General features: G+C 58.8%; 15 protein-coding genes. 10 read left to right on the top strand and 5 right to left on the bottom strand.

Translation table 11 applies throughout. The annotated features are described in order from the left end of the window. Positions 1-36: 36 nt before the first annotated feature. Together cydD and cydC are read left to right on the top strand one after the other, a co-directional pair. Positions 37-1,788, top strand: a complete 1,752-nt coding sequence (gene cydD / locus F6V30_RS13165) for a thiol reductant ABC exporter subunit CydD (RefSeq protein ID WP_151157397.1) — start codon at positions 37-39, stop codon at positions 1,786-1,788. Next, positions 1,785-3,554, top strand: a complete 1,770-nt coding sequence (gene cydC, locus F6V30_RS13160) for a thiol reductant ABC exporter subunit CydC (RefSeq protein WP_151157396.1) — start codon at positions 1,785-1,787, stop codon at positions 3,552-3,554. The genes cydD and cydC overlap by 4 nt, the downstream gene beginning before the upstream one ends. Positions 3,555-3,653: 99 nt before the next feature. Here the strand turns inward: cydC and F6V30_RS13155 are convergent, their stop codons facing one another. The 4 genes from F6V30_RS13155 to F6V30_RS13135 form a co-directional block, all read right to left on the bottom strand. Continuing rightward, a complete protein-coding gene (locus F6V30_RS13155) occupies positions 3,654-4,505 on the bottom strand; it encodes a MipA/OmpV family protein (RefSeq protein WP_151157395.1) in 852 nt (283 codons plus the stop codon). Positions 4,506-4,975: 470 nt separating this feature from the next. After that, the gene (locus F6V30_RS13145) at positions 4,976-6,496 is read right to left on the bottom strand and encodes a B12-binding domain-containing radical SAM protein (RefSeq protein ID WP_151157394.1); all 1,521 of its coding nucleotides are present in this window, start codon (positions 6,494-6,496) and stop codon (positions 4,976-4,978) included. A 219-nt stretch (positions 6,497-6,715) separates the two neighbouring features. Next, the gene (locus F6V30_RS13140; protein ID WP_151157393.1) at positions 6,716-7,891 is read right to left on the bottom strand and encodes a class II aldolase/adducin family protein; all 1,176 of its coding nucleotides are present in this window, start codon (positions 7,889-7,891) and stop codon (positions 6,716-6,718) included. After that, on the bottom strand, positions 7,891-8,712 hold the full coding sequence (locus tag F6V30_RS13135) for a M23 family metallopeptidase (RefSeq protein ID WP_151157392.1): 822 nt from the start codon (positions 8,710-8,712) through the stop codon (positions 7,891-7,893). Before F6V30_RS13135 ends, F6V30_RS13140 begins: the two co-directional genes overlap by 1 nt. A 185-nt stretch (positions 8,713-8,897) precedes the next feature. Between F6V30_RS13135 and F6V30_RS13130 the strand changes: the two genes are divergently transcribed. The 8 genes from F6V30_RS13130 (at position 8,898) to amrB (ending at position 15,944) form a co-directional block, all read left to right on the top strand. Further along, a complete protein-coding gene (locus tag F6V30_RS13130; protein WP_246163505.1) occupies positions 8,898-9,542 on the top strand; it encodes a PilZ domain-containing protein in 645 nt (214 codons plus the stop codon). A 260-nt stretch (positions 9,543-9,802) separates the two neighbouring features. Beyond that, complete coding sequence (locus F6V30_RS13125) at positions 9,803-10,141, top strand: P-II family nitrogen regulator (protein WP_149305706.1); 339 nt, start codon at positions 9,803-9,805, stop codon at positions 10,139-10,141. Between the two features lie 45 nt (positions 10,142-10,186). Further along, complete coding sequence (glnA, locus tag F6V30_RS13120) at positions 10,187-11,599, top strand: type I glutamate--ammonia ligase (protein WP_151157390.1); 1,413 nt, start codon at positions 10,187-10,189, stop codon at positions 11,597-11,599. Positions 11,600-11,727: 128 nt separating this feature from the next. Beyond that, positions 11,728-12,411 carry a site-2 protease family protein gene (locus F6V30_RS13115; RefSeq protein ID WP_151157389.1) on the top strand — a complete coding sequence of 228 codons (684 nt, stop codon included), beginning with the start codon at positions 11,728-11,730 and terminating at the stop codon, positions 12,409-12,411. A 148-nt stretch (positions 12,412-12,559) separates the two neighbouring features. Then, positions 12,560-13,546: a tryptophan--tRNA ligase gene (gene trpS / locus F6V30_RS13110; RefSeq protein WP_151157388.1), complete on the top strand. Its 987-nt coding sequence runs from the start codon at positions 12,560-12,562 to the stop codon at positions 13,544-13,546. Between the two features lie 28 nt (positions 13,547-13,574). Beyond that, complete coding sequence (locus F6V30_RS13105) at positions 13,575-14,390, top strand: segregation and condensation protein A (RefSeq protein WP_151157387.1); 816 nt, start codon at positions 13,575-13,577, stop codon at positions 14,388-14,390. A 102-nt stretch (positions 14,391-14,492) separates the two neighbouring features. Then, positions 14,493-15,101: an SMC-Scp complex subunit ScpB gene (gene scpB, locus F6V30_RS13100; protein WP_151157386.1), complete on the top strand. Its 609-nt coding sequence runs from the start codon at positions 14,493-14,495 to the stop codon at positions 15,099-15,101. Positions 15,102-15,140: 39 nt separating this feature from the next. Then, complete coding sequence (amrB, locus tag F6V30_RS13095) at positions 15,141-15,944, top strand: AmmeMemoRadiSam system protein B (RefSeq protein ID WP_151157385.1); 804 nt, start codon at positions 15,141-15,143, stop codon at positions 15,942-15,944. A 5-nt stretch (positions 15,945-15,949) separates the two neighbouring features. Here the strand turns inward: amrB and F6V30_RS13090 are convergent, their stop codons facing one another. Then, the gene (locus F6V30_RS13090) at positions 15,950-16,573 is read right to left on the bottom strand and encodes a DUF2269 family protein (protein ID WP_191965690.1); all 624 of its coding nucleotides are present in this window, start codon (positions 16,571-16,573) and stop codon (positions 15,950-15,952) included. Between the last annotated feature and the right edge of the window lie 197 nt (positions 16,574-16,770).

Here is a 16,770-nt window from a genome sequence, read left to right as displayed (position 1 = left end):
TACGCCATTACGGCGTCACGGATTCAGGTTTAATTCATGAGCACGGACATCCCCGAAATACCCACACCCGAACGACGCCTGAATCTCCTCAAAAACCGTGTGAAGCCGACCCTGCTGCTGGCCGTGGGGTTGGGTGTCGCGAGCGGCTTCGTGCTGATCGCCCAGGCCCTGATCGTGGCCAGACTGGTGCACCGGGTCATGATAGATGGTTCCGGTTACCGGGAGGTGCTGCCCCAACTGCTCTGGCTCCCCCCCTTGATGCTGGCGCGGGCCGGACTCTCCTGGATTTCGGAGCGGGTCGCCTTTGCGGCCTCGGCCACCATCCGCCAGGAGGTGCGCAACGATCTCTTCCAGCGCCTGCTGGATGCCGGTCCTTTGCGACTCAAGGGGGACCGAGCCGGCGAGGTGGCCACGGTGATCGTGGACGGCGTGGAGGCGCTGGAAGGGTACTACAGCCGCTACCTGCCCCACCTGGCCGTGATGGCCGTGGTGCCGCTCTCCATCCTGGCGGCGGTTATCCCGGCCGATTTGGTTTCGGCGGGGATCATGCTCTTCTCGGCCCCCTTCATCCCTTTTTTCACCATCATGATCGGCCGCGGCGCCGAACGGCTCAACCAGCGCCAGTGGCAAACCCTGGCCCGCCTGGGGGGATACTTTCTCGACCGGGTCAACGGCCTGGCCACCCTGCGCATGTTCAACGCCTCGCGGCGCGAAGCCGGGATGATCGCCCGCATCTCCGACGATTACCGCCGGGCCACCATGTCGGTGCTCTACATGGCTTTCCTCTCCGCCCTGGTCCTGGAGTTCTTCGCCACGGTCAGCGTGGCGTTGATGGCGGTGGTTATCGGCTTTCGGCTCTTGAAGGGGGGCATGACCTTTCAGGACGGTTTCACCGTGTTGCTGCTGGCGCCTGAATTCTACCTGCCGCTGCGCCTGATGGGGAACTACTACCATGCCCGCATGGAGGCCATCGGCGCGGCCGAACGCATCTTCAGCCTGCTGGACACCCCGCCTGCCCCCCGCCCAGTGACGCCTCGCCCGCTCCCCCCCATCTCGCCGCTCCAGCTCTGCGTCGAAGATGTCCGCTTCCGCTATGCCCCGGACTCGGCCCCGGTGATCGACGGCGTGACGCTCAACCTGGCGCCGGGAGAACGGGTCGCCCTGGTGGGGCCGAGCGGCGCCGGGAAGAGCACCCTGGCGGCGCTGCTGTTGGGCTTTGCCCTACCGGAACAGGGGAGGGTGCTGGTCAACGGCGTGGACCTGGCACAATGCGATCCCGACCAATGGCGCTGCCATGTGGCCTGGGTTCCCCAGAGCCCCCACCTCTTTCACGGCACCATCGGCGACAACATCCGCCTGGGGCGCCGGGACGCCACCGAGGCGGACATTGTCCGGGCAGCCGCCCTGGCCCGTTGCGGGGAGTTTATCGCCCGCCTGCCCCGGGGGCTGGATACGGTCATCGGCGAACAGGGGGCCGGACTATCCGGCGGTCAGGCGCGGCGCATCGCACTGGCACGGGTATTCCTCAAGGACAGTCCCCTGATCATCACCGACGAGCCGACAGCCGGACTGGACGCCCATTCGGAGGCGTTGGTCCGGGAGGCGCTCGGCGAACTTGCCCAAGGCCGGACCGTATTGTCCATCGCCCACCGCCTGGCCACCCTGGAGGATGCCGATCGGGTCGTTGTCATGAGTGGCGGGAGGATCGTCGAGCAGGGGCGCTATGAGGAACTGAAGGGTGCGGGTGGGCTGTTCGCTCGCATGGCGGCCGCCGGGGAGGGGGCATGAGGGATATCCTGCGCCTCCTGAAGCTGGCATGGCCCTATCGCTCCTGGCTCGTGGCCGCTCTCGGGCTCTCGCTGATGACGCTCTTTGCCAATGTGGGGCTCTTGGCCCTCTCGGGCTGGTTCATCGCCGCCATGGCCCTGGCCGGGATCAGCGGCACCCCCATCAACTATCACTACCCGGCGGCCGGTATCCGCACCCTGGCGATCGGGCGCACCCTTGGGCGCTACGCCGAACGGGTGGTCAGCCATCAAGCCTCGTTGCGGCTCCTGGCGGGCCTGCGGGTCTGGATCTACCGCCGCATCGAACCGCTGGCCCCGGCGCGATTGGAGAGCTACGCCAGCGGCGATCTTCTCAGCCGTATCCGGGCCGACATCGACAGCCTGGACAATTTTTACCTGCGTCTACTGGCGCCGGTACTGACCGCGCTCTGTTCCAGCCTGCTGTTCGTCCTGTTCCTGTGGTATTTCAGCAGCGCCGTGGCGTTGGCGACCGGGGCGCTGCTCCTCGCGGCCGGCGGTTTCCTCCCCCTGGCGGTTCACCTGCTGGGGCGCAAACCGGGGGCGCGGGTGACCCAAACCTCTGCGGAACTGCGCACCGCCGTGGTGGACGGACTGCGGGGGATGGAAGAACTCCTGGCCTACGGTGCGGCAGGGCGCCAGAAGGAGCGGGTAGTGGAACTGAACCGGCGCCTGCTGGCCGATCAGGCCCGTCTGGCCGGACTGGCCGGTGTCTCCGCCGGTGGCGTGGGGCTCTGTTCCGGCCTTGCCCTCTGGCTGGCGCTGGTCGTCTCGATCCCCCTGGTGCGCGCCGGTTCCCTGACCGGGCCCCAGATGGTCATGCTGGCGCTCTTCTGCCAAGCCGCTTTCGAGGCGGTCCTGCCGCTCCCGCCGGCCTTTCGCCTGCTGGGGCAGACCCTGGCGGCGGCCCGGCGCATCTTCTCCCTGGCGGATGAGTCCCCGGCGGTCACCGAGCCTCAGGAGCCCGCCCCACTGCCGGAGCAACCTCTCCTCACCCTGCGGGGAGTGGGTTTTTCCTATGGGGATGGCGCGGCAACCCTGGTGGGGATCGACCTGGACGTGGCGCCGGGCCGCAAGGTGGCTGTGGTGGGGACCAGCGGCGCGGGCAAGAGCACCCTGCTGGCCTTGCTGCTCCGTTTCCGGGAGTACGATAGCGGCTCCATTACCCTGGCCGGGCGGGAGATCAGGGCGTATGACGGCGAAACCGTGCGGCGGCTCATGGCGGTGGCCAGCCAGCAACCGTTTCTGTTCAACGCCACCCTGCGGGAGAACCTGCTGATAGCCCGGCCCGAGGCCAGTGATGAGGAAATGATCGCCGCAGCCCGCATGGCAGGAATCCACGACGAGATTGTAGCCCTGGTACAGGGGTATGATACGCCGGCCGGCGAGGGGGGGGTGAAGCTCTCCGGCGGCCAGATCCGCCGTCTGGCCATTGCCCGTGCCATCCTCAAGGACAGCCCTATCCTGCTGTTGGACGAACCGACGGAAGGGGTGGACGCCGCCGCCGCCCGTTCGCTGCTGGAACGGGTGTTCAGCTATGCCGAGGGCAGGGCGCTGTTGGTGATCACCCATAGCCGGATCGGGCTGGAGGCCATGGACGAGGTGCTGCTCATGGACGGGGGGCGCATCGTCGAGCGGGGCAGCCACGCCGAACTGCTGGCACGCAGCCGGCGTTACCGGGACATGTGGGAGTTGGACACCGGGATGCCTGATGGGGCGGGTGGGCATGAGGGGGGCGGCTTGTGCTGAAAATGTGGGGAACGTGGACCTGCCCCTTGAGCAGGTCTCGTTCCACTCCTGCTTCATATGGTGCACTTACCAATGAAATCTACCTGGCGTGTATCCCCTTCAAAAATGATATCCTACCAGCGCGACGATGCTGGCGTTTATGTTCGTTGCGGCGATAGGGCTGGATGCGGCGTCGCTTAGCAACCTTTTGACCCGGCCATCGCCCGATACGAACCAATTTTTATCAATCGAATACGTTACGTTAAGCCCAATGCCGGCATCCTTCATGCCGGCTTTAGCCTTGTAGGCCGAAAACTGCGAACGTGTCGCCTGCTCCGGGGTAACGCCGAAGTAATCCTGCATGTAATGATCGTTGGCCCAGGTCGTAGCGACCTTCGGCGTCAGCCGCCAGTTCTGGCCGAGTTGAAATGGCATCGAAATGTCGCCCTGCACGAGTACACCGTCGTTAGTGCTGCCGCCGATCAATTTGATAACCGAGGCATCGAGTACGATCAGGGGAATGTGTTGGAAAGGATGCACGTCATAGGAAGCAAATGCTTTGAGGCCTGCAGCCGGCTTGATATCGCCCAGTCCCGCCAGACGGTGATCGCCCGATGACATGCCTAACAGGTTCTTGCCGTTTTCCTTGCGGCCCGGGTCATAGGTCAGGCCCACGCCATAGCGGACCCCCCCACTCTTATGATAAAGTGACAGGCCATTGATGCCAAGGGATACGGTATCGCGCCACGTGATGGCGACCACGGGTATCGGCGATGCCAGGTAATGCGTGCTTCCCTCATAGGCGGGGGCAGCAGCGAGGCCGAGGCCGAGCGAGACATCCCAGTCGTTTTTGCCTTCTTTTCCCGACTCTTCCGCCAAAGCCATCGCCGGGATGGAACATGAAAGCGCGAGAGCAATCACAGCTTTAATGAACAGCTTCATTCCACCATCTTGCACTATCTTCAACAACATGTAACTCTCCTTTTTGTTTGGCGTTGTATTTGGGGCTTCACGGTTTCTTTGTGCCGGCTGCTTCCGGCTCGCTGCGGTCGCAGTATAATTTAATTTAGAAGGGTATTGTGTATAAAGAATGTCTGTTTTCGTACAGCGCCGATATATTGTGTCCGACTTGACACAAATTGCCGATATCCAGACATAGCACCGTGGATTTAAAATGGTAGACTTGGGGGTATGATTGAGATGCCGCAGCTTTTGATTGTTGATGACGATGAGGAAATCTTATCGTTGCTGACCAAGTTTTTCAGCCAACATTACCATGCCGTCACGGTCGCCGGGGACGGGACGGAGATATTGTGCTCAGAAACAGGGCTGGGGCGGGCTGGAAGCGGTCATTACGCTTCCATTTTCAGGTTAGGTTCATAAATTCCTGTGGGTAATCCCCCGGTTTTGCCGGGGACCCCCCTAGGTTTAACAGCCCGTGATCAGGTGTGCTCAATGCCGCTTGCGTCGAACATGCCGTTCCAGTTCATCTTTTCCGTTATTTTCCGGAAGTGGTAGCCATAGATGGCAAAGGTGATGGCGAGCGGGAGCAAGCGCGGCCGCCTGACAAGGGACCAGAAGAAGAGTTTCCAGAACTGGAGCCGCTCTTTGCCGATGATCCCCAGCATGACGATGGATTTGAAGAACGCCCCGCAATAACCGGGCTTCACATGGAAGCCTCCCCGCTTGAGAGGCCGGTACTCGCGGAGAAAGCCGGTCACCCGCCGATAGTAGTTCTTTGGGGCGTAGATGCTGGTAAGAATGCTCCGGTAGCCGTTGATGAGCGCCTCCACCTTCATGCGGGGGATAAAGTTGAGGGCGACGGCCGTGTTGTTGCCGGAGGTATCGCCCAACAACCTGCCTTCCTTGAAGAGCCGCTGGTGGAGCTTGGTGCCGCGCAACGCGGTGAGCATCCCCACCATGGCCGTGGCAATGCCGCTTTCCTGGATGAAGCGGATCTGCCGCTCGAAGATCGACAGGGGATCGCTGTCGAACCCCACGATAAACCCGCCTTGGACCTGCAACCCCGCGTGCTGGATTTTTTTGACGCATGCAAGGAGGTTGCGGTTTTTGTTCTGAACCTTGCCGGTTTCGCTCAGGCACTCCTCATTCGGGGTTTCTATGCCGATGAAGACCTCTTCAAATCCGGTCCGCACCATGAGGTCCATGAGGTCCGGGTCGTCCGCCAGATCGATGGAAACCTCGGTAAAGAAGGCGAAGGGATGCTTGTGCCGCTCCATCCATGCGAGCATGGCCGGGAGGGTTTCCTGCTTCAGCTTGCGTCTGTCGCCGATGAAGTTGTCGTCCACAAGAAAGATGCCGTTGCGCCACCCCCAGGCATAGAGGGCATCGAGTTCCCCGGTCAGCTGCGCGGTGCTTTTGGTACGCGGCTTGCGCCCGAACAGCTGGGTAATGTCGCAGAACTCGCAGTCGAACGGGCAGCCCCGGGAATACTGGATATTCATGGCTGCGTATTTTGAGGGATCGATCAGGTCCCAGAGCGGGACGGGGGTTTCCCGCATCTCCGCCCAGTGGTCGGAAACATAGCTATGGGCAGCCTTGCCGCGCTCAAGGTCGTCAAGGAAACGGGGAAGGGTGACCTCGGCCTCGCCCAGCACCAGGTGATCCGCCGAATCAAACTCGGTCGGGGCGGCGGTGAAGAGCGGCCCCCCCACGACCGTCTTGATCCCCAGGCTCTGGCAGCGCGCCAGAACGTCGTTGACGGATTCCTTCTGGACCGTCATGGCGCTGATGAACACATAGTCCGCCCACAGGATCTGCTTGTCGGAAAGCGGTTGCACGTTCATATCCACCAGCCGCTTGTCCCACGCAGGCGGAAGCATGGCGGCCACGGTCAAGAGGCCAAGGGGCGGGAACGCGGCCTTTTTGCCGATGAACTTGAGTGCGTGGCGGAAACTCCAGAAGGTGTCGGGGTAATGGGGGTATACGAGAAGGATTTTCATGCTTGCTGCCTTTACGGTGTTCCGGGGGAGGTGGTTGCGGGTGGAGGGTTAACCTTTAAAAAGGATACAGCAGTTATGGCAAATGCAATGTAAATCTATTGTAATATTCTTGAAAAAAACGTGTGTCTCGGAGACGCTTAGGGGAGGGGAAAAGGACGGCTGTCGGCCGGGGCGGGATACTCAAACCCCTACGCTTCGGTGCCTTTGGGGGAATGTCGGTCAGGCCTCGCCATATCTCTCGCCGAACCTGCGGAAATATTCCTCCCGGCACCAGTTCTCCACATCCACCAGCGCCTGGAAGGCCTCTGCAAAATCGTTCCGGCCGAGGGTAAATACTCCGTGGCCATAGACGATGGCCCGGCCCGGCTCTCCGATGACCGGCGGAACGTTTTTGGCAATCCCTCCGGCGCCGATCTCGCCCGCCACCACGGGCGTGCCCCCCAATATCCTGACCTTGGGGCACTCTTTCCAGCAGTCGGCTATGGGGCAGTGTTCCGTCTCGTCGCAGAGCATGCTCATGACCACGGCGAAGCGGGGGTGGCCGTGCAGGATGGCGCGGCAGCCGGCGGTTTCGAAGATGCGGCGATGGGCCACCAGTTCGCTGGAGGCGGTGATGCCGACGGTGGAACTGTTTTCAAAGGGGACCGGGTCGATGCAGCCCGCCAGTTCGTCCAGGCTGGAAGCGGTCTGGGAGATGTAGATAAGATCGCCGTTGGAGTAGGAAATGTTGCCGAAAAACGAATCGACCAGGCCCCGTTCCACCGTATAGCGTCCCACCCGTGCCATCTCGTCGAGGATATCTGCCTTGTCCCGCAGGGGGCCGTCTCTGAAGATCAGCCCCTCCGCCGTAAGTCGCGCCAGCCATTTGGTGCGGAAGTGTTCAAAGGCCCGGGCCTCGTCGGGCAGCTTGAAGCCGTCCCGCAACACGTCCTCCAGATACTTGATGAACGTGGAGTGGAACACGGAGGACCAGTTGATGAAGGCCTGTTCGACGGTCAGGGCGCCGCTGGCCACAATGCCGATGCCTTGGACGATGACGCCCTTGCGGTTGCCCAGCACGCGGGCGATGGCCCCCACGGGATCGGCGCCGAGATCGCTGTGGCGCAGGATCGGGATGTCGTGCAGAAAGGTGCGGGTTTCGGTGTCGCGCGGCACGATCTCCCGCTCGTTGTTCCCGGCACGCTGCAACAAGAAATCGGCGAAGGGGAGGGCCGGTGCTGCGGCGCAGAGCGCCAGGCAGTTGAGCCGTTCGAGAACGGCGGCCGCCAGGCGGGCCAACCCGGCGTCTCCCGCGGCGATCACGGCGTCGTCCTGGGCGGCAAAGGCGATCCGGTCCGGCAGGGCCGCGCGGTCGGAGATCAGCTTACGGCTGTATTTTTCTATCTGATCGTACATCAGGGAACGGAGGCGGGGATATTGGTGAAGAGAACCGAGCCGTCGGCCAGGACCTGTTTGCGGAAACTGCTCCTGTGTTTCGCCGCCGCCAGGTGCGTCCGGGGCAGGGGCACGGTGCTGCCGGGCATGAAGGCCGGTGTGACGTTGACGCCCGCCTGCCACGCCTCGAAATGGAGGTGGGGCCCTGTTGACCGTCCGGTGCTGCCGGACAGCGCAATGGTCGTATCGGCGTCAATCTGCTGTCCCTGGGCGACCAGCAGACGGCTGTTGTGACCGTAGAGCGTGACCATGCCGTTGACGTGTTCGACCAGCACCGTGTAACCGTAGCCGGAACGGAAGCCGCTGTAGACGACGACCCCCGGTCCAACCGCCTTGACGGCCGTTCCCTCGGGGATGGCGATGTCGACGCCGTTGTGGTGGCGCAACCTCCCGTCGATGGGATCGATGCGCATGCCGACCCCCGAGGTTATTGTCCCGCCCACCGGCGGCAGGTGCGGCTCAAAGTTCGCCGGTGGCGTTTCCCGGGGATTGATCGAGGCGTTGACGGTTTTTTCCACAACCTCGTTCAGGGAGACATCCCTGACTTTTTCGTTTTTTGCAGCCTTCTTTTTCTTTTTGGACACGGGCGTTCCATACTCCTTGATGACGACCTTGGCCGTCTTGTTCTGGGGAGCATCGGTGAACGTCTCAACGCCGTCAACCGTAACGAAACGGTAAATATCGGCGCGGCACTGCCCGGGCAATGCCGGGATGGATGCGCACACCCATAATATTACAAGGGGTTGTATCCTGAACACGGGGAATGTGCGCCGATTGTGCATAATTGTTTCCATTAGTGCTTGTCGTTCGAAGGCATTTCTGTTAAAAAAAGTCCTGCCCGTTTATACAACAGTCGTGTGTTTTCTGCAATTCAATCAATTCCCCGGGGAATTTTGTGATGTTCCAGTATTTTGACAAAATCGTTAAAGGGACCGAGCGCGAAGATTCCTTGGTAATTATTCAAAATATGAAAGAACTGATTGGGACGAATTTTTCCTTTCTCAATTATTATAAAGAAATTCCGGTATCCTACGATGCCAAGTTGGTCAACGTTGATAATGAAATGGCTGAATTCGAAGTGCATGAGTACCAGGCAAAGGTCATTACCCTGGAACATAAGGCCCTGATTCGCTCCCATGAAAAATTTTCCTTCCGCGAAGATATGTTCGGGGAGGCTTTTTACGTCAACGTTGCCCGGAAAAAGGTCATACTCTGCAACTTCGGCTACGCCAAGATCAGGTCGGATATGCGCCGCTTTGTCAGGGTCGTCCTCGATAGGCCGCTTGAAGCCGAAATAATAGTTGCGGAGGATATTCTCAAGGGAGACATTAAGGATATCTCCCTTGGCGGTGCCTCCATAAATGTCATGTCCACGGAACAACTGCCCACGGGGCTCGACATCAATATGTTCCTGAAGCTCCCCGATATGGTCAATGGTTCGATACACGAGGTCGGGGTTGCCGCAACGGTCATCAAGGTAACGGGGGATGAAGCCCCCTACAATTGCTTTGTGGAATTCTACCCGGAAAAACACTCCCAGCAGCAGATATCCTACTACATCAACCAGCGTCAGGTTGAAATCATCAAAGAGCTCAAAGAACAAACGTTGTAATCGGGAATTGTCGCACTGCCTCTTTTGTGGGCACATCCCCGCAATGGTGCTTTGTTTTTGTGCAGCACCGCCTTTCCGATCCGCGGTGCTGATTTGTCCGGCAATTGTATTTGCCTGATATTGTTGAAATTTATATGTGATGATTTTGGCAAAGTGTTTGCAAGAATAATCGGTGGAATGCGGCAGCTTACCGCTTGCAATTTGAGTGATAATTCATATAATCTCCCCTGTCCAATTTCAAGAAAGGGAGGGTCACGCGTTTGAAAAAAGTCGAAGCTATAATCAAACCGTTCAAGCTTGATGAAGTCAAGGAAGCTTTGAATGAGATCGGCGTGCAAGGTATTACCGTCAGCGAGGTCAAAGGTTTCGGCCGTCAGAAGGGACATACCGAGTTGTATCGCGGCGCCGAATATGTCGTGGACTTTATCCCTAAGATCAAGCTCGAAATCATCGTATCGGATGCGATTGTTTCCAGAGTCGTGGAAGCCATCGAGCAATCCGCCAAAACCGGCCGGATTGGCGACGGCAAGATATTCGTGACGTCGGTTGAGGCCGTGATTCGCATCAGGACCGGCGAAACCGGCGAAGACGCGCTGTAAGGCACAAAAGCGGTTTATTACATATCCCCCCGAAAGGAGAAACTGATGACCCCGAAACAGGTAGTAGATTTTGCCAAAGAAAATGGCGCACTGATGGTAGATTTCAAGTTTATGGATTTTGTTGGTATCTGGCAGCATTTTTCCACACCCATAAGCGAATTCGGTGAGGATATATTTGAGGACGGCCTTGGCTTCGATGGTTCTTCCATTCGTGGTTGGCAGCCCATTCATGCTTCCGACATGATCATCATCCCCGACGCCACCACCGCCAAAATGGATCCGTTCACCGCTCTTCCGACCCTGTCGCTGATCTGTAACATCTTCGATCCGATCACCAAGGAAGGCTACAGCCGCGACCCGCGCAACATCGCCAAAAAGGCGGAGGCATACCTCAAGTCCACCGGTATCGGCGACACCGCCTTCTTCGGCCCGGAAGCCGAATTTTTCATCTTCGACGACGTGCGTTACGACTCGACCGCCAACCAGTCCTTCTACGCCGTTGACTCGGTTGAAGGCGCCTGGAACTCCGGCCGCGAAGAATTCCCCAACCTGGGCTACAAGCCGCGCCACAAGGAAGGTTACTTCCCGGTTTCCCCGACCGACTCCCAGAACGACCTGCGTAACGAAATGGTCATGGAGATGCAGAAGGTCGGCATCCAGGTCGAGTGCCAGCATCACGAGGTAGCCACCGGCGGCCAGGCCGAGATCGACATGCGTTTCGACTCCATGGTCAAGATGGCCGACAAACTCCAGTGGTTCAAATACATCGTCAAGAATGTTGCCTACCGCAACGGCAAGACGGCTACTTTCATGCCCAAGCCGCTCTATGGCGACAACGGCTCTGGCATGCACTCCCACCAGTCCATCTGGAAGGACGGCACCAACCTGTTTGCCGGCGACAAATACGGCGGGCTTTCCCAGATCGCCCTGTACTACATCGGCGGCATCATCAAACACGCCAAGGCCCTGTGCGCCTTCACCAACCCGACCACCAACTCCTACAAGCGTCTGGTGCCGGGCTTCGAGGCTCCCGTGAACATGGCTTACTCCAGCCGTAACCGTTCGGCCTCCCTGCGTATCCCGATGTTTTCCACCAACCCCAAGTCCAAACGCGTCGAATACCGTACGCCGGACCCGTCCTGCAACGGCTACCTGGCCTTCGCCGCCATGCTGATGGCCGGCCTCGACGGCATCGAGAACAAAATCGATCCGGGCCAGCCGCTGGACAAGGATATCTACGGCCTTTCTCCGGAAGAGCTCAAAGACATCCCGTCAGCGCCGGGCACCTTGGAAGAAGCGCTCAAATGCCTGGAAGAAGACCACGACTTCCTGCTCAAGGGCGACGTCTTCACCTCCGACGTTATTGAAAAATGGATCGAGTACAAAACCGAAGCCGAAGTCAACCCGGTCCGTATGCGTCCGGTACCGATCGAGTTCCAGCTCTACTTTGACATCTAGTCTGGGCACAACGGCTGAGCAACACCAAAGAGGCGGGATTTTCCCGCCTCTTTTCGTTTTTGCTTCAATTGACTTTACACGGTCACTCTGTTAGAAAGACAGTGGTTATCAAGTTTTAAAGGATGTTCATGGAAAATTTCCTCTTCAAGCTCTCCGTCATGCTTGTGCCGGGTATGCTGGCCATTGTCTGCCATGAGGTCTCCCACGGTTTCATTGCCTGGCGTTACGGAGATCCCACGGCACGGATGCTCGGCAGGCTGACCCTTAATCCGTTCAAGCATATCGATATCATCGGCACCCTGATGATCTTCTTTATCGGTATCGGTTGGGCCAAGCCGGTTCCGGTGAACTTTTCAAATCTGCGTAATCCCAAACGCGATATGATCTGGGTGGCGGCAGCCGGCCCCATAACCAATATCATTCTGGCGACAGCTTCCGCTTTTTTGCTGCGGGGGCTGGTTGCTGTCGACAATTCGATGGTTGCACAGGGGGCGCCCCTTTCCATGCTGGTTGAGCCGGTTGCCCTTATGCTGGCTTTCTCGGTCTACATCAACCTGCTGCTGGCGATCTTCAACATGATTCCGGTGCCGCCGCTTGACGGCGGCAGGGTATTGGTCGGGCTCCTCCCCTATCGCCAGGCGTCGGCATGGGCTCGCATCGAACCATTCGGGATGGTGATCATAATCGTACTGGTATTCTTCACGAATATCTTTTCCTATGTCATTTCGCCCATTCTCAACGTGGGGGTCCATATGTTGGCAGGACCGCAGAGCGGTTTGGTGTTGGGTGTTACACAACTCATGATGCGTTAGATTACGGGAAACCGCTTCCGGTTCCGGCCTTGTAACACTCAACATCTCTTGGGTGAAGCCGTGCTGTTATGCCCCCGCATAATTCCTCGACAATCGTGCCGGGCCGAAGACTCGCGGTTTCCATACTATAACTTCTGGGAGCACTAAAATGGGTACACAGCAGCGTATTGTCAGCGGCATGCGGCCGACCGGGAAACTGCACATCGGCCATTATCACGGCGTATTGGAGAACTGGATCAAGATTCAGGACTCCTTCGACTGTTTTTTCTTTGTAGCGGATTGGCATTCATTGACCACGGAATACGACAATACCGCCGGTATCCGCACCAGCATCCACGAGATGGTGCTGGATTGGATCGGTTTCGGCCTCGACCCGGCCAAAAGCGTCGTTTTCCGCCAAAGCCTGGTGCCGCACCACTCCGAATTGAACCTGATCCTGTCCATGATTACGCCGGTCTCCTGGCTGGAGCGCAATCCGACCTACAAGGAGATGCTGGACAACCTTGCGGCCAAGGACCTTTCCACCTTCGGCTTTCTGGGATATCCGGTGCTGATGGCGGCCGACATCATTCTCTACAAGGCTACCCGCGTGCCGGTTGGCCACGACCAGTTGCCGCACCTTGAAATTACCCGGGAGATCGCCCGGCGCTTTAACTACCTGTACGGCAATGTCTTTCCCGAGCCCGAGGCGTTCCTGACCGAGACCCCCAAGCTGCTCGGCCTTGATGGCCGCAAGATGAGCAAGTCATACGGCAACTCCATCTACCTATCGGACACGGCCGAGGAAACCACCAAAAAGGTCTTGTCCATGATGACCGACCCGGCGCGGATTCGGCGAAGCGACCCCGGCGATCCCGATGTCTGCGTGGCCTTTAATCTCCATCGTATCTACGTGCCCCAGGAGAAGCTGGATGAGATCATCCCGGCCTGTCGCAACGCCGCCATCGGTTGCGTGGAGTGCAAAAAAATCCTGGCCGAGTGCATGAACGAACGCTTGTCGCCCTGCCGGGCAAAGCGGGCGGAGTTGGCCACCCGCCCCGATTTTGTGAATGATCTGTTGCAGGATGGCAGCCGTCGGGCTTCGGAGATCTCCGATGTCGTCATGGCCGAAGTCCGTGAAGCCCTGAAGATCTGACCGTGGCTCTGGATTTGGCGCACTACCGATGAATCCGACCCGGGAGGAAAACCCCACGCTTCTTGACGGCTTCCGCGATGGTTACAGCGTTCATCTCGACAAGTTCGACGGACCGCTGGACCTGCTGTTGCACCTGATCCGCAAAAATGAGGTCGATATCTGCGATATTCCCATTGCAGACATCACCCGTCAGTACCTGGACTACATCAAATTGATGAAGGTGCTCAACCTGGATGTGGCCGGAGATTTTCTGCTGATGGCATCCACGTTGTTGCACATCAAGTCCCGCATGCTGCTGCCGTCGGATGACGAAGAGGAAAACGAGGAAGAAGAGGGGGACCCCAGGGCCGAACTGGTGCGGCGCCTGCTGGAGTATCAGCAGTACAAAGAGGCCGGCATGGTCATTGGCGCCAGGGCGCTTCTGGGACGCGAGGTCTTTGCGCGCGCCTGCCCTGACCCTGCGTTGGCTGCGGCCCGCACGGAAGAGGGGCCGCTGGAGGTGTCGCTGTTCGAGCTCGTGGATGCCTTCCGCGCCCTCCTGGCGCGTATTCCGAAGGAAAGCTTCCATGATGTCGCCCCCGGCGACTCCCTTAATATTGCAGACTGTATCAATGAAATACTTTCCCTGCTCCAGGATCGTGATACACTACAATTCGATGAGCTCGTCAAAGACGAATTGACCAGCGAGCGGGTCATCGTCACCTTTCTGGCCCTCTTGGAGTTGTGCCGTCTTAAACTGATCCGCATCTTTCAGAATGGGGAGTACGGCGCCATCTGGTTCGTTCCTGCCGTTGCCCCGGAACAAGCGGGGAGTGACGGAGAGGCCGTTCAATCTCCCGCGTAAAGGCGCGGCCTTCAACCAAGTGGTGCAATCGCTGGTGAACGACATCGATTTCACTTGCGACCCCGCGGCTCTGCGGCCTAACTCACGTCTTAAGGTTTGACCATGTCTTTGCCTGCCATTATTGAAAGTATCATCTTTGCCGCCGATGCGGCCCTGCCCCTTGACCGGCTCTGCGAGATGCTGCCCGAATACGAACGCGGCGACATCAAAACCGCCTTGACCGAACTGGCCGAATTCCATGAGGGGAGGGGAGGGGGCTTCGGGCTCGTGGAGGTCGCCGGCGGCTGGCAGTTCAGGACCCACCCGGTATTGCAGGAATACGTGGTCCGGCATACAAAGGCCAAGGCTGCCAAATTTTCTCAATCGGCTCTGGAAACCCTGGCCATCATCGCCTACCGCCAGCCGCTGACCCGGGCCGAGGTGGAGCATCTGCGCGGCGTCGATTGCGGCGGCGTCCTCAAGTCGCTTTTGGAAAAAAAAATGGTCAAAATCCTTGGCAAAAAGGATATCCCCGGTCGGCCACTGATCTATGGAACCTCTAAAGAATTTCTTGAAGTATTTGGACTTAAAGACCTAAAGAGCTTGCCGACTTTGCGAGAGATTCAGGCTCTTGACGAGGCCCCTGCGTTTGAACGCCAGGAGGAGTTGCCGCTGGAGTCGGAGCAGCCATCCCCGGTCGATAGTTCGCTTCCGTTTGACGATCCTGAATAACCGGGCGGGAAAAAGCCTGATAAACGCAGGAGGTATGCCATGCAACGTTATGCGGCGGTTGCGGGACAGTTCTATCCTGGTACGCGGGAACAGCTTCAAACCGTTTTGGGCGAGCTGGTCCCGCGCGAGTCGAAAAAACGGCGCGCCTTGGGCATCATCGCGCCCCATGCCGGTTACGTCTACTCTGGGGCCATTGCCGGTAAAGTCTACGGCCAGATCGCCATCCCCCCCACTGTAGTGATCATCGGCCCCAACCATCATGGCGCGGGAGCGGCCGCCGCCCTCTATCCCGACGGGGAGTGGTTGACTCCCCTCGGTTCCATCGCCATCAACCCGCATCTCAATGCGCTGTTGCGGCACCATGTCCCCTTTGTGGAGACCGACAGCAGCGCCCACCGCTTCGAGCATTCTCTTGAAGTTCAAGTCCCCTTTATCCAACACATGCGTTCCGATGTCACCATGGCGGCGCTCTGTCTTGGCCATGGCGACTTTCCGGCGGTAGAGGCGATCGGCAAGGGGGTTGCTGCGGCTGTGCGGGAGTACGGCGGGGACGTGCTGATTGTGGCCAGCTCTGACATGACCCATTACGAACCGGCCGATTCGGCTCGGCGCAAGGACGAGTTGGCGTTGGCGCGCGTGCTGGCCTTTGATCCGGAGGGGCTGTTGAAGATCTGCCACCGTGAGCACATCACCATGTGCGGCGTGATTCCGGCGGCGGTCATGCTGGTGGCGAGTCGCGAACTGGGGGCTACCCGGGCCGAACTGGCCGCCTATGGGAACAGCGGCGATATTACCGGTGACAGCAATCAGGTAGTGGGGTATGCAGCGGTTTCGGTGTGGTAGTCGGGTCAGGGCGACTGATTGGCGTCGAGGGAGCGTCGCGCATTGGCTGCAATCCTGGCGCGCAGGCGTATGGCCTTTGGAGGGGTATCAAGGGGCACGAGATGCTGAAGGCCGTCGTGTTCGCCCGTCAAGAGCTCCAGATCAGGCTTGAAGATCGATACGATTACCAGCAGGACCAGGGCTGCGATCTGTAGGGAAACCGCAACGATTCCTTTGTGGAAAAGCTGCTGGTAATCGATGCTCTGTGTCACGTCGTCCCGAAGGATGTCTGAAAAATGCGCCAGATCCCTCATCCAGGGATTGAGGTAGGCTATCCCCACATAGATGGCAACCAGGGTTCCGATCCACTTCATGATTACCCAGCCGTGCTTGAAGAAACCCCATTTCGATGTGAGGCAGAGGAGTGCGCCGCTCAGAAGCGACAGGGCGGCCGCCGGTCCTATGAGCATATCGTCGATGGTCGTGATGGCGGAATTGAAGGCGAATAACTCGTCGCCATTAATGGTGCGCCGGTCGTTGTTGAGGATTATCATGACGGCTGATACGCCTCCGACCCAGGCGCATGAAGCAAAGGTATGAAGGGTTCTCAGCAGGAGCTTTGCCCTACGGCTGTATAGAAGCTGCATCATGCAGTTGGTTCCTTCCCGGGCGCAAGCCGTGGATATCTTCAGTCGGGGGTAGTAATGAGCAAGGACAGTGCCCATATTGCTTGTCTGTGGTTTACGTTTTAACTAGCTGGTATTGCTCGATATTGAATTATTATTCAGATATTCCGTTTTCATTATAAAGAGACCAAGATGACACACTATTGGTTGCGGGGTTTGTT

It is taken from the genome of Oryzomonas sagensis (assembly GCF_008802355.1).
Taxonomy (GTDB): domain Bacteria; phylum Desulfobacterota; class Desulfuromonadia; order Geobacterales; family Pseudopelobacteraceae; genus Oryzomonas; species Oryzomonas sagensis.
This window is presented reverse-complemented; position numbering and strand designations above follow the sequence as displayed.